Source organism: Denitrificimonas caeni DSM 24390 (genome assembly GCF_000421765.1).
In the GTDB taxonomy this organism is placed as follows: Bacteria; Pseudomonadota; Gammaproteobacteria; order Pseudomonadales; family Pseudomonadaceae; genus Denitrificimonas; species Denitrificimonas caeni.
In genome coordinates this window covers 446,636-463,120 of the sequence record NZ_ATXQ01000002.1, presented here as the reverse complement: position 1 = coordinate 463,120, position 16,485 = coordinate 446,636, and the positions used below count along the sequence as shown (strand labels likewise).

At 47.8% G+C, this 16,485-nt stretch carries 20 protein-coding genes and 1 tRNA gene; all 21 read left to right on the top strand.

Annotated elements, in window-relative coordinates; genetic code table 11:
• The first annotated feature begins 10 nt into the window (after window positions 1-10).
• On the top strand, window positions 11-634 hold the full coding sequence (locus H591_RS0105160; protein ID WP_022965888.1) for an arylesterase: 624 nt from the start codon (window positions 11-13) through the stop codon (window positions 632-634).
• Between the two features lie 78 nt (window positions 635-712).
• On the top strand, window positions 713-994 hold the full coding sequence (locus H591_RS0105155) for a hypothetical protein (RefSeq protein WP_022965887.1): 282 nt from the start codon (window positions 713-715) through the stop codon (window positions 992-994).
• Window positions 995-1,079: 85 nt separating this feature from the next.
• Window positions 1,080-2,018, top strand: a complete 939-nt coding sequence (locus H591_RS0105150; protein ID WP_028244192.1) for a L,D-transpeptidase family protein — start codon at window positions 1,080-1,082, stop codon at window positions 2,016-2,018.
• 87 nt (window positions 2,019-2,105) lie between these two features.
• Window positions 2,106-2,182 (top strand) — tRNA-Val (locus H591_RS0105145).
• Window positions 2,183-2,394: 212 nt separating this feature from the next.
• Window positions 2,395-4,317 (top strand): threonine--tRNA ligase, encoded by a 1,923-nt coding sequence (gene thrS / locus H591_RS0105140; protein WP_022965885.1) that lies wholly within the window; start codon window positions 2,395-2,397, stop codon window positions 4,315-4,317.
• Window positions 4,317-4,868 (top strand): translation initiation factor IF-3, encoded by a 552-nt coding sequence (gene infC, locus H591_RS0105135; RefSeq protein WP_211219956.1) that lies wholly within the window; start codon window positions 4,317-4,319, stop codon window positions 4,866-4,868. Before thrS ends, infC begins: the two co-directional genes overlap by 1 nt.
• Window positions 4,869-4,930: 62 nt before the next feature.
• Window positions 4,931-5,125 carry a 50S ribosomal protein L35 gene (gene rpmI, locus H591_RS0105130; protein WP_022965883.1) on the top strand — a complete coding sequence of 65 codons (195 nt, stop codon included), beginning with the start codon at window positions 4,931-4,933 and terminating at the stop codon, window positions 5,123-5,125.
• A gap of 31 nt (window positions 5,126-5,156) precedes the next feature.
• Window positions 5,157-5,513, top strand: a complete 357-nt coding sequence (gene rplT / locus H591_RS0105125) for a 50S ribosomal protein L20 (protein WP_022965882.1) — start codon at window positions 5,157-5,159, stop codon at window positions 5,511-5,513.
• A 149-nt stretch (window positions 5,514-5,662) separates the two neighbouring features.
• Window positions 5,663-6,679, top strand: a complete 1,017-nt coding sequence (gene pheS, locus H591_RS0105120; protein WP_022965881.1) for a phenylalanine--tRNA ligase subunit alpha — start codon at window positions 5,663-5,665, stop codon at window positions 6,677-6,679.
• 31 nt (window positions 6,680-6,710) lie between these two features.
• Window positions 6,711-9,092 (top strand): phenylalanine--tRNA ligase subunit beta, encoded by a 2,382-nt coding sequence (gene pheT / locus H591_RS0105115; protein WP_022965880.1) that lies wholly within the window; start codon window positions 6,711-6,713, stop codon window positions 9,090-9,092.
• A gap of 4 nt (window positions 9,093-9,096) precedes the next feature.
• Entirely contained in the window at window positions 9,097-9,393 is a 297-nt protein-coding gene (gene ihfA, locus H591_RS0105110) for an integration host factor subunit alpha (protein WP_022965879.1), read from the top strand.
• Complete coding sequence (locus tag H591_RS0105105) at window positions 9,380-9,736, top strand: MerR family transcriptional regulator (protein ID WP_022965878.1); 357 nt, start codon at window positions 9,380-9,382, stop codon at window positions 9,734-9,736. The genes ihfA and H591_RS0105105 overlap by 14 nt, the downstream gene beginning before the upstream one ends.
• A 137-nt stretch (window positions 9,737-9,873) precedes the next feature.
• Window positions 9,874-10,644: a VHS/ENTH/ANTH domain-containing protein gene (locus H591_RS0105100; protein ID WP_022965877.1), complete on the top strand. Its 771-nt coding sequence runs from the start codon at window positions 9,874-9,876 to the stop codon at window positions 10,642-10,644.
• 12 nt (window positions 10,645-10,656) lie between these two features.
• A complete protein-coding gene (locus H591_RS0105095; RefSeq protein WP_022965876.1) occupies window positions 10,657-11,307 on the top strand; it encodes a glutathione S-transferase family protein in 651 nt (216 codons plus the stop codon).
• Window positions 11,308-11,447: 140 nt separating this feature from the next.
• Window positions 11,448-12,104, top strand: coding sequence for a TetR/AcrR family transcriptional regulator (locus H591_RS0105090; protein WP_022965875.1), 657 nt, complete (start codon window positions 11,448-11,450; stop codon window positions 12,102-12,104).
• Window positions 12,105-12,116: 12 nt separating this feature from the next.
• The gene (locus H591_RS0105085; protein ID WP_022965874.1) at window positions 12,117-13,010 is read left to right on the top strand and encodes a radical SAM protein; all 894 of its coding nucleotides are present in this window, start codon (window positions 12,117-12,119) and stop codon (window positions 13,008-13,010) included.
• Between the two features lie 128 nt (window positions 13,011-13,138).
• Window positions 13,139-13,696, top strand: a complete 558-nt coding sequence (locus tag H591_RS0105080) for a DUF4823 domain-containing protein (RefSeq protein ID WP_408605531.1) — start codon at window positions 13,139-13,141, stop codon at window positions 13,694-13,696.
• Window positions 13,697-13,710: 14 nt separating this feature from the next.
• The gene (locus H591_RS0105075; protein ID WP_022965872.1) at window positions 13,711-14,268 is read left to right on the top strand and encodes a DUF1285 domain-containing protein; all 558 of its coding nucleotides are present in this window, start codon (window positions 13,711-13,713) and stop codon (window positions 14,266-14,268) included.
• Between the two features lie 86 nt (window positions 14,269-14,354).
• Window positions 14,355-15,287: an ABC transporter ATP-binding protein gene (locus H591_RS0105070; protein ID WP_028244191.1), complete on the top strand. Its 933-nt coding sequence runs from the start codon at window positions 14,355-14,357 to the stop codon at window positions 15,285-15,287.
• Window positions 15,284-16,063, top strand: a complete 780-nt coding sequence (locus H591_RS0105065) for an ABC transporter permease (RefSeq protein ID WP_022965870.1) — start codon at window positions 15,284-15,286, stop codon at window positions 16,061-16,063. Before H591_RS0105070 ends, H591_RS0105065 begins: the two co-directional genes overlap by 4 nt.
• 80 nt (window positions 16,064-16,143) lie before the next feature.
• Entirely contained in the window at window positions 16,144-16,479 is a 336-nt protein-coding gene (gene fliE, locus H591_RS0105060; protein WP_022965869.1) for a flagellar hook-basal body complex protein FliE, read from the top strand.
• Window positions 16,480-16,485: the final 6 nt, after the last annotated feature.

Here is a 16,485-nt window from a genome sequence, read left to right as displayed (position 1 = left end):
GAGGTTTCCAATGCGTCAATGGATAGCAACGATGTGCTTGCTGGTGCTGGGTTCGTTCGGTCAAGCACAAGCGGCAACTGTTTTAGTGGTGGGGGATAGTATCAGTGCTGCCTTCGGTCTGGAAACTCAAGAGGGCTGGGTAACATTATTAGAAGAGCGTTTGCGTGAGCATAATCCTGAGTTTAAGGTTGTCAATGCCTCGATCAGTGGCGAAACCACCGGTGGTGGATTGGCACGTTTTCCGCAGTTGCTGAGCGAGCACCAGCCTGACTATGTGATCATTGAACTCGGCGGTAATGATGGCCTGCGTGGGCTATCACTGACGCAGATGAGTAGCAACCTGACCCGTATGGTGCAGCAGGCTAAGCAGCAGGATGCGGTGGTATTGTTGCTGGGGATGCGTTTGCCGGGTAATTATGGTCAGCGTTACACCGAGGCATTTTATAATGTGTATCAGCAGATTGCCGAGCAAGAAAATGTCGCTGTGGTGGACTTTTTCTTAGCTGGCGTGGGTGGTGAAGAGGGCATGATGCAGGCCGACGGTGTGCATCCCACGCAAATGGCGCAGCCGCTGCTACTGGATAATGCTTGGCAGCGTTTAGCCCCACTGTTGCCGCTGGCGCCTGCGCAGTAAGGCCAACAATATTTTTCCTGCATACTGTTATAGTGTCTGACTTTGAGCTAATGTAGCGCCCGATTTTAGGGGCTCTACATGGCGCGCTTGGTGTGGTCTTTACATGCTTATCAGATTATTTTGCCGGACGAGCAGTTGGATCTGTTCGCCTGTCAAAAAGAGCGTGTGCATGCGGTTAACCGTCAATTAGAATTAGACAGTCAGGCTGATCGCACGCTCTGCGGTAGTTTGTTACCCGCGCAGCCGCACTGGCAAGCGCTGGAGCGACAACAGTTGCGTACCGCTTATTTTTGCCCACAGTGCCGAGATGTTATTCAGGCTCAGCGCAAACAGGCACAGCCGGGCTGGCGTAGCGCATAAAGGCGTATGCGTAAGCGGCACAAATCCCGTACTATACAACGGCACATTCACTCTTTTTGGTAGGGTTACTTCGATGTTGTTAAACATGCTCACGCTTAAGTCTTTGCGTTTCTCCGGACTGGCAGCGTTGTGTTTCACGCCTTTTGCGTCAGCACTTGAGTTGCCTTTACCACCGCCAGGCGAAGATGTGGTTGGCGAAGTACAGGTTATTCAAGCGCGCTATGAAGACACTTTTGCTGATCTGGGTAAAACCCATGATTTAGGCTATCTGGAAATGGTTGCGGCCAACCCAGGTGTTGATGCTTGGTTGCCCGGTGCGGGCACAGAAATTATTTTGCCAACGCGCTACATTTTGCCGCCGGGCCCACGTGAGGGGGTGGTGATTAACTTGGCCGAATACCGCCTCTACTATTATCCAAAAGATAAGCCAGTGGTTTACACCTATCCGCTGGGGATTGGTCGTGAAGGTTGGGATTCACCGATCAGCGATACATCCATTACGGTAAAAACGCCAAACCCAGGTTGGACGCCGCCAAAATCTATTTTGCGTGAGCATGCGGAAGCTGGTGATCCATTGCCAGCCTATGTGCCGCCAGGACCAGATAATCCGTTGGGGCCGTACAAGTTGACCTTGGGTTTACCGGGTTATCTGATTCATGGTTCGAACAAAAAGTTTGGCATTGGCATGCGTGTCAGTCATGGCTGTTTCCGTATGCTTAACCACAACGTCTTAGAGTTGGCCAGTGTCGTGCCAGTTGGTACCAAGGTGCGCATTATTAATGAGCCCTATAAGTTTGGTTTTGCTCAGGGCAAACTGTATCTAGAAGCGCATACGCCGCTGAGTGATGATGGCGAGACCTCTGTTGTTGACAAGCATGCGGCGGTGGTCAATGTGCTGCTTAAGCGTGACGATATTCAAGATGCGCATCTTTTAGATTGGCAGCGTGTGCGTGAAATTGTGGCTGGCGAGGTGGGTATGCCAGTGCCTATTACAGAGCCGGTGGCAATCGCTAAAGGTAATTGAATCGAGTGTGATAATCCTTATGCATCTGACTGGCTGGCAAAAAGGATTGACAATACTTAATTTGAGTGTAGGATACGCGGCCATTGCAGGCACATAGCTCAGTTGGTTAGAGCACCACCTTGACATGGTGGGGGTCGTTGGTTCGAATCCAATTGTGCCTACCAAATATAACAAAAGGTCGCCAAGTGCGGCCTTTTGTGTTTTTACTGCAATTATTTTGCATGATTGCAATTTTCCCAGTGAATCCGATTGAAATGGAGCGGGTACAACCCTCTGCCGCAGTATGGTAGGTGTGCTTCAGTCTCAGTCGCTCTTACTGGCTCATCCCAACCCATGTGACCTATTGTAGGGGTCACCACTAGGCAGAGGAGGCGCCATGCCCGTAATTACTCTCCCTGACGGCAGTCAGCGTACATTTGAACAGCCTGTTTCTATTCTTGAAGTCGCCCAATCTATCGGTGCGGGACTGGCTAAAGCGACCGTTGCTGGTCGAGTCAATGGCCGCTTAATGGATGCCACTGATGTAATTAGCAGTGATGCGACGCTGTCGATCATTACCCCGAAAGACCCTGAAGGCGTAGAGATCATCCGCCACTCGTGCGCGCACTTGGTGGGTCATGCGGTTAAGCAGTTATTTCCTGAAGCGAAAATGGTTATTGGCCCCGTCATTGATGAAGGCTTTTATTACGATATCGCGATTGCTCGTCCTTTTACTCCGGATGATATGCAGGCGATTGAAAAGCGCATGAATGAGCTGATCAGTCAAGATTACGATGTGATTAAAAAGCTGACGCCGCGCGCTGAAGTCATCAAACTTTTCACTGAGCGTGGCGAAGATTACAAATTACGCTTGATTGAAGATATGCCTGATGAAACCGAAATGGGCCTGTATTTTCACCAAGAATACGTGGATATGTGCCGTGGCCCTCACGTGCCTAATACGCGTTTTTTAAAATCTTTCAAGCTGACCCGTTTCTCCGGTGCGTACTGGCGTGGCGACTCTAAAAATGAGCAGCTGCAACGCATTTATGGCACCGCGTGGGCAGATAAGAAGCAACTGGCTGCTTATGTGAAGCGTATCGAAGAAGCCGAAAAGCGTGATCACCGTAAGCTCGGTAAGCGCTTAGACTTGTTTCATATGCAAGAAGAAGCGCCAGGTATGGTGTTCTGGCACCCCAATGGCTGGACGATTTATCAAGTACTTGAGCAGTACATGCGCAAAGTACAGCGTGAAAACGGCTATTTAGAAATTAAAACGCCGCAAGTGGTTGATCGTATCCTTTGGGAAAAGTCAGGGCACTGGACCAACTACGCAGACAATATGTTTGTTACCCAGTCTGAGTCGCGTGATTATGCGATTAAACCGATGAATTGCCCGTGCCACGTGCAGGTGTACAATCAGGGTTTAAAAAGCTACCGCGAACTGCCGCTGCGTTTGGCAGAGTTCGGCGCTTGCCACCGTAACGAGCCGTCCGGTGCGTTGCATGGTATAATGCGTGTGCGTGGCTTCGTACAGGATGATGCACACATCTTCTGTACTGAAGAGCAGATGCAAGCTGAGTCAGCTGACTTTATTCGTTTAACCCAGAAAGTTTACGAAGATTTTGGCTTTACTGATATTGAGTTGAAGTTGTCGACTCGCCCTGAGCAGCGTGTAGGTTCAGATGAGCAGTGGGATCGTGCTGAGAAAGCCTTGGCTGATGCACTTGATTCAGCTGGTTTAGCCTATGAATTGCAGCCGGGTGAAGGTGCATTCTACGGGCCGAAGATTGAGTTTTCACTGCGTGATTGCTTAGGTCGTGTTTGGCAGTGCGGCACTTTACAGCTCGACTTTAACTTGCCGGTGCGTTTAGATGCAGAATACGTGAGTGAAGATAACAGTCGTCAACATCCAGTGATGTTACACCGCGCGATTTTAGGATCATTTGAGCGTTTTATTGGTATTTTGATTGAGCATTATGAAGGTGCATTTCCAGCTTGGTTAGCACCGACGCAAGCCGTCGTGATGAATATCAGTGAGAAACAAGGTGATTTTGCCAAGAAAGTTGAAAAAAATCTGCTAGAAAGTGGGTTTAGAGTCAATAGTGACTTGAGAAACGAGAAGATCGGCTTTAAAATCCGCGAGCATACTTTGCTCAAAGTTCCTTATTTGCTTGTTATTGGCGATAGGGAAGTTGAGACACAAACTATTGCAGTACGAACGCGTGGCGGTGAAGACCTCGGAAGTATGTCCGTCGACCAGTTCAGTGAGTTATTAAATACTGCGATTTCCCGGCGTGGTCGCCAAGATTTGGAGTGATAATTATCAAGCGAGATATGAGACAAGACAGACGAGCTGCCCCTAAGGCACCCATTAATGAGAACATCACAGCCCGCGAAGTGCGCCTGATTGGTGCAGAAGGTGAGCAGATCGGGATCGTCTCGATTGATGAAGCACTGGCCGCGGCTGATGAAGCTAAGCTGGATCTGGTTGAAATTTCTGCTGATGCAGAACCGCCGGTATGTCGCATCATGGACTACGGCAAGCACTTGTTCGAGAAAAAGAAACAAGTTGCTGCGGCTAAGAAAAACCAGAAACAAATACAAATTAAAGAAATCAAGTTTCGACCAGGGACGGAAGACGGGGATTATCAGGTAAAACTACGCAACCTGATACGTTTCCTAGAAGATGGGGATAAAGCCAAGGTTTCATTACGATTCCGCGGCCGAGAGATGGCCCACCAGGAGTTGGGAATGGAGTTGTTGAAGCGGGTTGAAGGTGACCTTGCTGAATACGGCACCGTTGAACAGCATCCTAAGATGGAAGGACGCCAGTTAATAATGGTCCTCGCCCCCAAAAAGAAAAAATAACCCCCTAGGGCAGCGGCAGGCCTTAAGGTTATGCGTATCAATCTGAATGCGGAGTATTCAACATGCCAAAGATGAAAACGAAAAGTGGCGCTAAAAAGCGCTTTAAAGCGACAGCGAACGGTTTTAAACATAAGCACGCTTTCAAGAGTCACATCTTGACCAAAATGACAACTAAGCGTAAGCGTCAACTACGTGGGACATCTATGATGCACCCAAGTGATGTTGCTCGCGTTGAACGCATGTTGCGTGTTCGTTAATTTAGGTCTGGATAAATAAAGGTAATATTTTATGGCTCGTGTAAAACGTGGTGTTGTAGCCCGTAGTCGTCACAAGAAAATCTTGAAACTTGCTAAAGGTTATTATGGTGCGCGTTCACGCGTATTCCGTGTAGCTAAGCAAGCGGTTATTAAAGCTGGTCAATATGCATACCGTGACCGTCGTCAGCGTAAACGTCAATTCCGCGCTCTGTGGATTGCACGTATCAACGCTGGTGCACGTGTTAATGGTTTGTCTTACAGCCGTTTCATTGCAGGCTTGAAAAAGGCTTCAATCGAAATCGACCGTAAAGTACTGGCTGACTTAGCAGTAAACGAAAAAGCAGCATTTGCGGCAATTGTTGAAAAAGCTAAGTCCACTTTGGCCTAAGTTTTAAAACGTTGCGACATGCGTTTTTGATAAGGGAAGGGCTTAGGCTCTTCCCTTATTTCGTATAGAATCTTTATTTTTGTAAGTCATAGCAAGAGCACCTTGCAAAGCACCCGCGCTGTGTTTTGCAAGGTCCTCTGGAGTATTGTATGGAAAATCTTGATGCGCTAGTGGCACAGGCTTTAGCAGCCATTGCCCAGAGCGAAGAATCACAGGGCTTGGAGCAATTACGGGTTCACTATTTAGGTAAAAAAGGTGAGTTGACCCAGTTGATGAAACAGTTGGGTGGATTGTCTGCTGAAGAGCGTCCTAAAGCAGGTGCTTTAATCAATGTCGCTAAAGAGCAAGTGCAAGACGCTTTAAATGCCCGCAAGCAGCATTTGGATAGTATTGCTTTAGAAAGCAAGTTGGCTGCAGAAACCATTGATGTGACATTGTCTGGTCGCGGTCAACAAAGCGGTGGTTTACACCCGGTTACCCGCACCCTTGAGCGCATTGAGCAATTCTTTACCAAGATTGGTTACGGCATCGCTGAAGGCCCAGAAGTTGAAGATGATTATCACAACTTTGAAGCGTTGAATATTCCTGGTCATCACCCCGCGCGGGCGATGCACGACACCTTCTATTTCAATGCCAATATGCTGCTGCGCACCCATACTTCACCCGTGCAAGTGCGCACCATGGAGGCTCAGCGTCCGCCGATTCGTATTGTCTGCCCTGGCCGTGTGTATCGTTGTGATTCAGATATCACTCACTCACCGATGTTCCATCAAGTGGAAGGTTTGTTGATTGATAAAGACATCAGTTTTGCTGATTTGAAAGGCACCATTGAAGAGTTCTTGCGAGTGTTCTTCGAGAAAGATCTCGGCGTGCGTTTCCGTCCATCGTTCTTCCCCTTTACTGAGCCGTCCGCTGAAGTCGATATGCAGTGTGTGATGTGCAATGGCGAAGGCTGCCGCGTGTGCAAGCAAACCGGTTGGTTGGAAGTGATGGGTTGCGGCATGGTGCATCCGAATGTGCTGCGTATGTCAGGCATTGACCCTGAAGAGTTCCAGGGTTTTGCTTTTGGTATGGGCGTTGAGCGCTTAGCTATGTTGCGTTATGGCGTGAATGATTTGCGTCTGTTCTTCGATAACGACCTGCGCTTTTTAGCCCAGTTTCGCTAGGTCGATACCCTTTAGAGTTTAGGAGAGCAGCATGAAATTTAGTGAACAATGGTTACGCAGTTTAGTTGATCCACAAGTCACACGTGACGCGTTGGTGGCACGTTTATCTATGGCCGGCTTAGAAGTCGATGCGGTCAGCCCTGTAGCGGGCGAGTTCAGCGGTGTAGTGGTCGGTGAAGTATTAAGCACTGAGCAACACCCTGATGCCGACAAGCTGCGTGTTTGCCAAGTCAGTGATGGCGAGCAGACTGTACAAATCGTGTGTGGTGCACCGAATGTGCGCCCGGGTTTAAAAATTCCGTTCGCCCGTATTGGCGCGGTGCTGCCTGGCGATTTTAAGATCAAAAAAGCCAAGCTGCGTGGCGTTGAGTCGTTCGGCATGCTGTGTTCGGCCAGCGAACTGCAAATCAGCGATGAAAATGATGGCTTATTAGAGCTGTCGGCTGACGCAGTGGTAGGGCAGTGCATTCGTGAGTGTTTGAATCTTAACGATGCCGGCATTGAAGTTGATTTAACCCCAAACCGTGGTGATTGTTTATCGCTACAAGGTTTAGCTCGTGAAGTGGGCGCGCTGTATAACGTCGCGGTACAGTTGCCTGCGATTACTGCTGTGGCGGCGAGTCATGCGCAAACAGTTGCCGTTGAGCTTGCTGCCTCACAGGCCTGCCCGCGTTATGCCGGACGGGTGATCACAGGCGTTGATTTAACTCAGCCAACTCCTGCATGGATGGTTGAGCGTTTACAGCGCAGTGATATTCGTAGTATTGATGCCGTAGTTGATGTCACCAACTACGTGATGCTTGAATTAGGCCAGCCTTTGCATGCCTTTGATCTGGCGCAAATCAACGGCGGCATTTGCGTGCGTATGGCGCAAGACAATGAAGAGATCACCTTGCTTGATGGTCAAGAAATTAAGCTAAAAGCCAATACTCTGGTGATTGCTGATCAGCAACGCGCTTTGGCGATTGCCGGTGTCATGGGTGGCGCAGACAGCGGTGTTGAAGTGGGTAAAACCACCGATATTTTCCTTGAAAGTGCTTTCTTTGAGCCAGTAGCGATTGCTGGTAAAGCGCGTTCTTATGGCTTGCATACCGATGCGTCACACCGCTTTGAGCGCGGTGTCGACTGGCAATTACCGGCGCAAGCGATTGAGCGTGCCACTGAGTTATTGCTAAGTATTGTCGGTGGTAGTGCGGGCCCTACGGTGGTCACTGAAGATGCGCAGCACCTGCCGAACACTGCGCCTATTACCTTACGTGCTGAGCGCGTCAAGCAGATGTTTGGCTTGAGCTTGAGCGATAGCGAGATTGAAACACTATTGACGCCGCTGGGCTTACAGCTTAGCGCGCAGAGTGCAGGTGTCTGGTCAGTTGCAGTGCCAAGTCATCGCTTTGATATCAGTATCGAAGTGGACTTGCTGGAAGAGATTGGCCGTTTGTATGGCTATGATCAGTTGCCTGTGCGCTACCCGGCAGCACGCTTAGCACCGCAAGCAGAATCTGAAGCGCAAGCTTCTTTACCGGTATTGCGTCGTTTGTTGGTGGCACGTGGTTACCAAGAAGCGATCACTTACAGTTTTATTGAACCTGAGCTGTTCAGCGCGTTTCATCCTGAGTTGAAAGCCTTAACCTTGGCCAACCCGATTTCAGCTGAGCTGTCGGTGATGCGCGCCTCTTTACTGCCAGGCTTGCTTAAAGCCTTGCAGCACAACCTTAATCGTCAGCAAGATCGCGTGCGTCTATTTGAAAGCGGTTTGAGTTTTGTTGGTCAGCTGGAAGATCTTAAGCAAGAGCGTATGCTCGCCGGTGTGATCACGGGTGCACGTTTGCCCGAGTTGTGGACGCACGGTAAAGAAACCGTCGATTTTTACGACATTAAAGCCGATGTTGAAGCGGTGCTGGCTGCTGCAGGTGATAGCGACAGCTTCACTTTTGTTCCGTGCCAGCAGCATGCCTTCCATCCAGGTCAATGTGCGCGCATTGAGCGTAATGGTCAGGCGGTTGGTTTTGTCGGTACGTTACATCCACAGTTGGCCACTGAGTTAGACATTGACCAGCAAGTGCTGATGTTTGAAGTACAGCTGGATGCGATCAGTTCAGGACGTTTGCCGGCCTTTAAAGAGCTGTCACGCTTCCCTGAAGTGCGCCGCGACTTGGCTTTAGTGGTTAAAGCTGAAGTGCCCGCCGAGCAATTAATGGCGGCGATGCGCAGCGCTGCCGGTGAATTTTTAACGCAAATCCGCCTGTTTGATGTCTATCAAGGTAAAGGTGTGGAAGAGGGTTGCAAAAGTTTAGCGGTCGGCTTGACCTGGCAGCATCCTTCGCGCACTCTTACGGATGATGAAGTCAGCGCAGCGACACAGGCCATCTTGGCCTTGCTGGCTGATAACTTTGCAGCCACATTGAGGATGTAAGCGTATGGGGGCTTTAACGAAAGCAGAAATGGCCGAGCACCTGTTTATGGAAATCGGTCTCAATAAGCGAGAAGCCAAAGAGTTGGTGGACACTTTTTTTGAAGAAATTCGTTTAGCCCTCGAAAACAACGAGCCGGTGAAGCTGTCTGGTTTTGGCAATTTTGAATTGCGTGAAAAAGCCCAGCGTCCCGGTCGTAATCCTAAAACTGGCGAAGAGATTCCTATTAGCGCACGGCGCGTAGTGACTTTTCGTCCAGGTCAAAAACTGCGCGATCGGGTAGAAGCCTATGTTGGAACCTAGTCATAACCACGAATTGCCAGCGATCCCAAGTAAGCGTTATTTTACCATTGGTGAAGCCAGCGAGTTGTGTGCTGTTAAGCCGCATGTGTTGCGCTATTGGGAGCAAGAGTTTGAGCAGCTTGCTGAGATTAAACGTCGTGGTAACCGCCGTTACTATCAGCAGCATGATGTCTTAATGATCCGTCAGATTCGTAGTCTGTTATACGATCACGGCTTTACTATTGGCGGCGCACGTCAGCGCTTGTCCAGTACTGACGTGAGTGATGAAGGCAGTCAGTTTAAGCAGCTCATTCGTCAAATGGTGGTTGAGTTAGAAGACGTGGTGAAGTTGCTGCGTAACTAAATAGGCAATTGGGTCAATCGGCTCAGTAGCCATATCATCGTATAGAAATTAATGGGTGTTATATGCTTTATACAATAAGAGTATGCATGCAAATACAACCTCTTAAAGTTTAATAGGCATACATCTGAGGATGCGCTGTGTCATCAGTCACTATTGTTATTTTGATTCTAGTCGGTGTTGTTGCGCTGTTTCTAATTGGTTATTTGAACCATGTATTAGAAAAAAACAAGCTTGACAAAGCGCGCCGTAAAGCTGAACTAATCGATCGCCAGCGTCGTTGTGCAAACCTATCTGAGTCGTTGCCGGGTCAGTTAATGACCGTTGAGTTAAAGCAGTTACTGAATCGTTTAGAGTTGCACTTTATTGATCAGCTCAGAGTGATTGAAAAACATGATCCTAAATATAAATTGCATGCTGAAGAGTTGCGTCAATTAATTGCTAAAGCAGATGATTTACCGATTAAAAATCCTCCGCTGACAATTATTACCGATGAGCAAGCCAAAGATGTTCGTTTTCAATTGGAAAGTTTGCAGACACAAATTATTCGTGCAGTTGAGGAAAAACTAATACCTGCCAACCAAGGTAAACAATGGTTGGTTCAAATTAAGCAAATGCTGGTTAATGTCTATATCGATTATTTCAGCAATTTAGGCTGCCAGTTACTTTCTCAGAATCAGCCGGGAAAAGCTCGTTTAGTGTTTGAACGTGCGGTGCAATACCTTAAAAAGCAGAAAGATATTAATCTTTACCAGCAACAACTGAAGCAGTTCGAAGCATTGTTAACGCGTGCCAATGCTTCAGTGCTTGAGCATACACGTCCTAACCCTGCACAAAGCACTGAATTGACTGAAGGGATTGAGCAGCAAGATCAAGAAGATGGATGGAAGAAAAAACAAATTTACGACTAAGCAGAGGTTGTTATGAGTTTGATAGTATATGGCGCTTCATTGTCGCCTTTTGTGCGTAAAGTTAGAGCGTGTTTGCTGGAAAAAGAGCTTACTTACACTCTTGAATTAATTCTTCCACGAAACCAGCCAGACTGGTATTTTCAGATTAATCCACTGGGTCGTATTCCTGCTTTGCGCGACGGTGAGTTTGATGTTTGCGATTCATCTGTGATTTGCAGTTATTTAGAGCAAAAATATCCTGCAACTGACTCCTTATGTGGCAACAATGCTGAAGAAGTAGCGCAGATTCGTTGGTTAGAAAAGTATGCAGATTATGAAGTGGCTCCGTTAGCAACTTTCACTGTGTTTTTTAACCGCACTCTAGCTAAAAGCATGGGCTTGCCCTGCGATGAAGTCGCCGTACAAAAAGCTTTGGCTAAATTAGTCCCTCATTTTGATTATTTAGAACAGCAGTTGGCTGAGAAGGATTACTTTGTTGCGCAGCGGTTTACTTTAGCTGATCTTGCAATCGTCACTCAGTGGGTCAATTTTTCTTACGGTCATGAAGATCTTGATGCAGCGCGCTGGCCTAAACTGGCTGCACACAAACAGCGCATCTTGCAAAGAGAGTCGTTGCAGAGTCTATTGGCTGATGAAGCAAAAATGATGGCGCGACTTGGCTAAATATCGCCTCGTTTAAGGTCCTTGCGCAAGATCTGACTGTTCTTGTGTATTACGTCACTTTAGAAATTTCACTTGTTTCGTGCAATTTCTACGAATGCGTTCATAATAGACTCTTCATTTTTTGACCAGACAGTCCTGATATGCAAAAAGAGTCACGAAAAGTGCGCGAATTTCGTCGTCGCGAGCAAGAAATCCTTGATACCTCCCTTACGTTATTTCTTGAACAGGGCGAAGACTCTGTCACGGTGGAAATGATTGCAGATGCGGTCGGTATCGGTAAGGGCACCATTTATAAACACTTCAAGTCAAAAGCTGAGATTTATTTACGCTTAATGCTCGATTATGAGCGAGAGTTGAATGAGTTGTTTCACTCAGAAAGTGTTGCCAGTGATAAAGAAGCATTGTCACGTGCTTACTTCGCCTTCCGGATGCGCGATCCGCAGCGTTATCGCTTATTTGATCGGCTTGAAGAAAAAGTACTGAAAGGCCATCAAGTGCCAGAAATGGTTGAGCAGCTGCACACCATTCGCGCCTCTAACTTTGAGCGTTTAACGCGTCTAATTGAAGGCCGCATTGATGAGGGCAAGTTGGAAGATGTGCCGCCTTATTTCCATTACTGCGCCGCTTGGGCGTTGGTGCACGGCGCAGTGGCTTTGTATCATTCGCCTTTCTGGAGCAATGTTTTAGAAGACCAAGAAGGCTTTTTCCAGTTCCTTATGGATATTGGTGTACGTATGGGCAACAAGCGCACCAAGCGTGATGAAACACCAAAGATACTTGCTGATGATGGTCTTTAGAGGTTGAGTTAAATGACACAGACGTGGCCTATTGATTACATTGAACCGGTATTTCGCCCACCTAGCGAAGCGCATTCGCTGATTTTGCCGCTGACCAATGGTTGCTCTTGGAATAAGTGTACTTTTTGCGAAATGTATACCGCACCGCAGAAGAAATTTTCCGTGCGTGATGAAAAACAGGTGCTGAGCGAGATTCAACGTGTTTCTGAGCAGATGATTGTACAGCGTGTGTTCCTCGCTGATGGCGATGCCTTGGCGCTGTCAACGCGACGTCTTTTGACTGTCTTACAAGCCATTCGCGAAAATCTGCCGACTGTGCAACGCGTCTCTAGTTATTGCTTGCCCAGCAACCTAAAAAATAAATCAGTTAGCGAGTTACAAGAGTTGGCCGATGCTGGCTTAAAAATGGTGTATGTCGGGGCTGAGTCCGGCGACGATGAAGTGCTAGAAAAGGTCAACAAGGGTGAGACTTTTGCATCAACCTTAAGTGCCTTAACTAAGCTGGGTGAGGCAGGGATTGCGCGTTCAGTGATGATTCTTAATGGTTTAGGCGGGCGCAGTTTAAGTGCGCAACATGCTGACCAGTCAGCAGCTTTAATGAATGCCACGCAACCTGAATATCTCTCGACCTTGGTTGTCAGCTTTCCACTGGGTGATGCGCGCTTTAAGCAGCGTTTTCCTGAGTTTGAGCCCTTGGACCAGCACGCATTGTTTGTGGAGTTGCAGCGCTTAATCAGTCAGTTAGAACTCAAGGATACGGTGTTTCGTAGTGATCATGCTTCTAACTATTTACCACTGAAAGGCACCTTGGGCACCGATAAACAACGTTTCTTAGCGCAGTTGCAACAGGCAATTGAGCACCCTGAAACCATGGCATTGCGTCAAGAGTGGCAGCGCGGATTATAAGTATTTAAAACTATCGATTGGCGCAGAACCTGCTAGTAAATAGCTAAGACTATTTTTTTGACGCTCGAGGCTGAAATTATATGCGCCAAGTATTCCTGATCTTTCTGACTGCTATTTTGGCATCTTGTATGACTGTTGGTGATTTAACTGATGGCGCCACTTATCATTTACGTGATGCAGGCCTACTGAATCATAGTGAAATCAAGCGTGCCAATAATTGGCGCTTGCAAGCTGATTCATACATTTATATTAGTCAGGGGCTCTTTATTCCGCTCGGACACCCTTCGGCAAAGCCTAATGTGGTGGCTGAAGAGACTTTTAACGCTTTTGTAGAGTACTTTCCACGACTGCGCCAAGCGAGCGTGCCGCAGGGCTTTGATGAGGCCATGCAGGTCGCGCGTAGTGATGGTGCGCATTACTTGCTCTATGTGCGCTTTGCCCAAGGTAACGACCGAATTGGTAACTGGGATGAGTTTAAAGGGCGAAAAGATAGCGGTGCGCGCTTAGGTGTTGATCGTGGCGCGCTGCAGTTGATGCTGGTTGAGGTTGGTAGTGGTTATTTAGTAGACACTGCCAATATTCGGCATCGAGGTGGCTTTCTAACCTTCTATAACACCAAACCCGAGAACTTATTGCGTCCGCCATTGCGTGAATATGCAAGACGTTTATTGGGCTTGACCCCTTAAGTATGGCCTGACGTATGCTAACTATTGAAAATGACGATGTACTGCAACGCTTAGCCAGCACAGCCGAGCGTTTATCCTATAGCGCTGATTGGAATCCTACGCAGTTCGGCGATAGCGAGATGCGCATTGCCCGTGATGGGCGCTGGTATCATCAAGGCGGTCTGATTGAGCGCTCTGCACTAGTGCAACTCTTCTCGCGATTACTCCGCCGTGAAGGTGATCAGTACTTTCTGGTTACACCGGTAGAAAAACTGACGATTGAGGTTGAAGACGCACCCTTTGTTTCGATCGAAGTGAAAGCGCAAGACGAAGACGGTCAGCAAGTGCTGTATGTAACCACCAATCTTGGCGATACCGTGCACATTAGCGCCGAGCATCCTTTGCATGTTGAAACAGATCCTGATACTCAAGAACCATCACCGTATGTGTCAATTGGCAACAATCTCGCGATTTTGCTACAGCGCAGTGACTTTTATTTGCTGGTGAACTCTGCGCAGGAGCGTATTGTGGATGGGCAAAAGGTGTTGGGCGTATGCAGTAAGGGTGAGTTTTATCCGTTAGGCACGCTGTAAAGGCTCTCTGGTTCAGCGTCTCTTGCAAAATGGCGATGCAGCCCCCATTTCTATAGATCAAATCTTATGATTGTGTGCAAATTATTATGACTTTGGCGTTATCAATTAAGCAGTTACGAAAAAGCTATGCCAATGGCTTTGAAGCCCTTAAAGGTGTTGATTTGGAGGTCGCTGAAGGCGATTTCTTCGCTTTGCTAGGCCCTAATGGCGCAGGCAAATCCACAACTATTGGTATTCTCTCTACCTTAGTCACTAAAAGCAGTGGCCGCGTGCAGGTGTTTGGCCATGATTTGGATACTGATCCTTTGGCGTTAAAGCGCTGCATTGGTTTGGTGCCACAAGAGTTTAATTTCAATCAGTTTGAAACCGCGCAAAATATCTTAACCACCCAGGCGGGCTATTACGGCATCAAGCTTAAAGATGCACGCGTGCGTGCTGAAGAGCTGCTCAAGCAATTGGGCTTATGGGATAAGCGTGATGTTGCTTCGCGGATGCTCTCTGGTGGGATGAAGCGTCGCTTGATGATTGCTCGTGCCTTGATGCATCGGCCGCGTTTGTTGATTCTCGATGAGCCAACCGCTGGTGTTGATATTGAGCTGCGTCGCTCGATGTGGGAGTACTTAACCGAGCTCAACGAGCAGGGCACGACGATTATTCTCACCACGCATTATCTGGAAGAAGCCGAGCAGTTGTGCCGCAATATCGCCATTATTGACCACGGCTGTATTGTCGAAAATACCAGTATGCGAGCTTTGTTGGGGCAGTTGTCGAAAGAGACGTTTTTGCTGGATTTAAAAGAGACACAAAGCGTGGTGCCAGAGTTGGAGGGTTATCCTGCGCAGTTGCTCGATGAGTGCACCTTGCAAGTACAGGTGGAAAAGCATCGCGGTTTAACCGATTTATTTACCCAACTGTCGGCACAAGGTATTGAAGTGCTGAGTTTGCGCAATAAAAGTAACCGACTGGAGGAGCTTTTTGTGTCATTGGTAGAGAAAAATTTGTCAGGTGATCAGGCATGAGTACAGAACTGAAATCCAACTTGGTTGCCCTGCAAACCATCGTCTATCGTGAAGCCCGTCGTTTTTTAAGAATTTGGCCGCAGACCTTGCTACCACCAGCGATCACGATGGTGCTGTATTTTGTGATTTTCGGCAATTTAATCGGCAGCCAAATTGGCGACATGCATGGCTTTACGTACATGCAGTACATTGTTCCTGGTTTGATCATGATGTCGGTGATTACCAACTCTTACAGTAACGTGGTGTCGAGTTTCTTTAGTGCCAAGTTTCAGCATTCGATTGAAGAGTTGATGGTGTCACCGGTGTCACCGCATACCATTTTAATTGGTTTTGTGATGGGTGGGATTTTGCGTGGTCTCGGTGTGGCAGTGATTGTTACCCTGTTGTCGTTGTTTTTTACTGATCTGCAGGTGCACAATTTAACCATCACGATGGTGGTGATTGTCTGTACTTCTGCGGTGTTTGCTCTGGGCGGCTTCCTTAATGCGGTGTTTGCCCGTAACTTTGATGATATCTCGATTATTCCATCCTTTGTGCTGACGCCATTAACCTATCTGGGTGGTGTGTTCTATTCGATTGATATGCTCGGTCCGTTTTGGAAAACCATTTCCTTGGCGAATCCGATTTTACACATGGTTAACGCCTTCCGTTACGGTATTCTCGGTGTTTCAGATATCGATATCAGCGTAGCCATTGGCTTGATGCTGCTGACTACATTGATTTTATATGTGGTGTGCGTGCGCTTATTGATCTCAGGACGCGGTATGCGCACTTAAAGATTCTATAAGTTGGCCTGATAATTGCTTTTATCCCAGTAAGTATCGCAAAGCGTCAAATAAGCGATGGGGGATAGAAAATGAGCCAAGGTATAGAATTTAATCGGTTGATGTTAGAAATGCGAGCTATGCAAGCTGATGCAATGGCTCGCACTAAGCCTGCTGCAGTGACGGAAACGCCAGCAGTGGGAAGCCCTAGTTTCGCCGATATGTTGGGTCAAGCAGTAAGTAAGGTCAATGAGACGCAGCAAGCATCAAACCAGCTCGCTAATGCTTTTGAAATAGGGCAGAGTGGCGTCGATTTAACTGATGTTATGATCGCGTCACAAAAAGCGAGCGTTTCATTTCAAGCAATGACCCAGGTTCGTAATAAGCTGGTTCAGGCTTATCAAGATATTATGCAGATGCCAGTTTAGGGGCAA

What these genes read in the sequence shown, in the direction of transcription:
- H591_RS0105160 (WP_022965888.1), top strand. Translation starts at nt 11, where the DNA reads ATGCGTCAATGGATAGCAACGATGTGCTTGCTGGTGCTGGGTTCGTTC.
- H591_RS0105155 (WP_022965887.1), top strand. Translation starts at nt 713, where the DNA reads ATGGCGCGCTTGGTGTGGTCTTTACATGCTTATCAGATTATTTTGCCG.
- H591_RS0105150 (WP_028244192.1), top strand. Translation starts at nt 1,080, where the DNA reads ATGCTCACGCTTAAGTCTTTGCGTTTCTCCGGACTGGCAGCGTTGTGT.
- thrS (WP_022965885.1), top strand. Translation starts at nt 2,395, where the DNA reads ATGCCCGTAATTACTCTCCCTGACGGCAGTCAGCGTACATTTGAACAG.
- rpmI (WP_022965883.1), top strand. Translation starts at nt 4,931, where the DNA reads ATGCCAAAGATGAAAACGAAAAGTGGCGCTAAAAAGCGCTTTAAAGCG.
- rplT (WP_022965882.1), top strand. Translation starts at nt 5,157, where the DNA reads ATGGCTCGTGTAAAACGTGGTGTTGTAGCCCGTAGTCGTCACAAGAAA.
- pheS (WP_022965881.1), top strand. Translation starts at nt 5,663, where the DNA reads ATGGAAAATCTTGATGCGCTAGTGGCACAGGCTTTAGCAGCCATTGCC.
- pheT (WP_022965880.1), top strand. Translation starts at nt 6,711, where the DNA reads ATGAAATTTAGTGAACAATGGTTACGCAGTTTAGTTGATCCACAAGTC.
- ihfA (WP_022965879.1), top strand. Translation starts at nt 9,097, where the DNA reads ATGGGGGCTTTAACGAAAGCAGAAATGGCCGAGCACCTGTTTATGGAA.
- H591_RS0105105 (WP_022965878.1), top strand. Translation starts at nt 9,380, where the DNA reads ATGTTGGAACCTAGTCATAACCACGAATTGCCAGCGATCCCAAGTAAG.
- H591_RS0105095 (WP_022965876.1), top strand. Translation starts at nt 10,657, where the DNA reads ATGAGTTTGATAGTATATGGCGCTTCATTGTCGCCTTTTGTGCGTAAA.
- H591_RS0105090 (WP_022965875.1), top strand. Translation starts at nt 11,448, where the DNA reads ATGCAAAAAGAGTCACGAAAAGTGCGCGAATTTCGTCGTCGCGAGCAA.
- H591_RS0105085 (WP_022965874.1), top strand. Translation starts at nt 12,117, where the DNA reads ATGACACAGACGTGGCCTATTGATTACATTGAACCGGTATTTCGCCCA.
- H591_RS0105080 (WP_408605531.1), top strand. Translation starts at nt 13,139, where the DNA reads ATGACTGTTGGTGATTTAACTGATGGCGCCACTTATCATTTACGTGAT.
- H591_RS0105075 (WP_022965872.1), top strand. Translation starts at nt 13,711, where the DNA reads ATGCTAACTATTGAAAATGACGATGTACTGCAACGCTTAGCCAGCACA.
- H591_RS0105070 (WP_028244191.1), top strand. Translation starts at nt 14,355, where the DNA reads ATGACTTTGGCGTTATCAATTAAGCAGTTACGAAAAAGCTATGCCAAT.
- H591_RS0105065 (WP_022965870.1), top strand. Translation starts at nt 15,284, where the DNA reads ATGAGTACAGAACTGAAATCCAACTTGGTTGCCCTGCAAACCATCGTC.
- fliE (WP_022965869.1), top strand. Translation starts at nt 16,144, where the DNA reads ATGAGCCAAGGTATAGAATTTAATCGGTTGATGTTAGAAATGCGAGCT.